Here is a 2,658-nt window from a genome sequence, read left to right on the forward strand (position 1 = left end):
CTAAGCATCAATGGGACGCTGGATTTGCGCAATCTGATGCTCAGTCAGGTCCTGGGGCATGACAACGCGCTCAATACGGACAAGGTCTTCTTGACGTATAGCCTCTTCGATCAGCGCAACCAGCTGACGAAGACGATTCAGCCGGGGATGGAGGGGTGGAGCTCAACAGCGGTGATCGAAACCAATGCAGAAGGACAGAGTACGGTCGTCAGGCAACCGGATGCAGGCTCTGTCACTGCCAGCAGTGGCGCAAATACTAATCCGATTAACGCGGGGAGTGTCGGGATCGGAGGGGGAAGTGTAAATTGGACTATGAATTTAGTTAGCTCTGGATTAGGAGCTGCTAGCGCTAATCCTTATAAAGTTGTAATCAATATATTATTACCTCTTAGCATTATCAATATGGGCAATGGAAATACTATTGTTGAGGTATCACTAACTTCGCGTTCTGCTGGACAATATGGAACTGTAACTACAAGAACTAATCCTCCTATTATTTTGAATGGAGATACATATAGCACTCATACAGAATTTCTTTTATCGGGAGGTAACGGATTTAGCTATGATCAAACACAATATCCTCCTAGCGCTCAAGGAATCTCCATAAAGATTACCAAAAATATTGGTGCGAATACCACTACTGTTATCAATCAATCCTGGCAAGCTGTGGTAAAGCCAGCAGCTTATCTTAGTCCTGCGATTTTATCGACAGCAGGTTCAGCGACTATACCAATAAAATTATATTTCCGAGACCAGCCATATATTCCTGACAACGCAGCACTTAGCACATCGAATGTGCTGCTATCGTATCGTCCCCTTGGATCAAGCAATGCTTACACAACAGTTTCAGTACCAAAGCTTCTGGATACCTCCGGGAATCCGATCGGCGGAGTCTTTGCCTTCGACTGGAGCAGCATTCCAGCTGGAGAATATGAGTACCAGTATCTAGCGCTCAATAATGCAGGCGAAATACTGAATGCCCAAGGTGGCACATTCAACACCATCAATGCCTCTGCCCCCACTGTTTCACCTCAAACACCCCTCTTAACGAGTGGGGCAGGTGGGGCCATTGTCACCAACCCTACTGGTGTGATTACCACTAACGCCATTGCACATCCGACATTCAATATCACCCTCACCGGGAATTCCGTTAAAAAAACAGGCGGCGGCAATGCCTGGGGAGATGCGGATGCCATTAGTATGGAAAGCTTCACCGGAGGCGCCTATGTTTCTGCGCAAGCGGGTCAAACGAATCTGGCCGGCATGTTTGGCCTCAATGCAGACCCTACCGCAAACAAGAGCTATAACACCTTAGATTATGCTTGGTATCCAACCTCTACTGGTATTCTCCAGATATACGAGAATGGTACTCACAGAGGTGACTTTGGGACCTATACCACCTCAGATATCTTGGCAATCGAATACGTAGGTTCAGAGGTCCGCTATCTAAAAAATGGCGTAATCATGCGTACTGTGAGTGATGTTGGTGTGGACCGTAACTTCTATTTCGACTCCAGTTTTAATAGTGTTGGCTTTAGCCTCAATAACATTCTATTTGGCAACTCTGCTGCTAATGCCACAGATATCAACTTCAATACCACTGCTATCAACAAGGTAGGCGGAAACGCAGCTTGGGACACTGATGCTTATAGCAGCCACTTTTATACAAACGGTGCTTATGTATCGGCTCAAGCGGGACAGACGAACTCGGCGGGAATGTTTGGCCTCAATAGCGACCCCACCACCAATAAAAGCTATGACACTCTGGATTATGCTTGGTACCCAACATCCAGTGGCATTCTCCAAATCTACGAGAATGGTGCTCATAAAGGAGACTTCGGCAGCTATACCACTTCGGATATTCTAGCTATTGAGTATGTTGGGACAGAAGTTCGTTATCTAAAGAATGGCGCAGTGATACGCACGGTAGATACTACCGCTAACCGTACTTTCTACTTTGATTCAAGTTTCCACAATCATTACTTCACACTAAACAATCTCAAATTTGGTGCCACAGCAGAAACCGCCCGCTCCTTACTTATCAATCCGCAAGGGAGCGAACTCAATTTGATCGGCCAGGGCGCTGCTGCCTCCAGTGTGGTGCTACGCTACCGCGTCAAGGAAAGCAATGATGCTTGGAACACCATTCCAGCGTCCAACTTTATTCAAGATGGTTTCTTCGGCGTCGGCAGCTTCACCCTGCCCACGAATGCGCTCGGCATCTTTGTCAACGGTGTCGAATACGACATTGAGGTCGACGTACGGGATGCGAGTAACAACCTGATCCGTACCTCCACCGGTAGCTTAAGCCGTGATGTCGCGGGCAACCTCTCGGTAGGCGCCCTGACCGTCCCGCCGACCCTCACCTTCCATCAGGGCGAAGCCTCCTCGCTCAAGATTCGCTACCGCGTCGCAGGCTCTACGGACAACTATAGCGAACCTATTACCCTCAGTGCTGGCAGCAACGGCCAATTCGACTGGAACCCCGCTGCCCTGGTGCCGGATTGGAACAGCACCTACGCCTACGAATTCGACATCCAAGCCTATGACGCCAACGGCTGGCTCATCCGCCACAACCGCACCGACATCACCTTGGGTAGCCCCATCACCATCGGCACCACCCAAGCCCTCTCTGTCACCAGCCTCACCGTCACCCCG

At 49.2% G+C, this 2,658-nt stretch carries 1 protein-coding gene; it reads left to right on the top strand.

The window, feature by feature from the left end; genetic code table 11:
* Positions 1-2,658, top strand: a 2,658-nt coding sequence (locus tag LG198_RS11060; protein WP_230343243.1) for a hypothetical protein, incomplete at both ends; no start/stop codon positions are given.

Source organism: Methylobacillus arboreus (genome assembly GCF_020532725.1).
GTDB classification, from domain to species: Bacteria; Pseudomonadota; Gammaproteobacteria; order Burkholderiales; family Methylophilaceae; genus Methylobacillus; species Methylobacillus arboreus.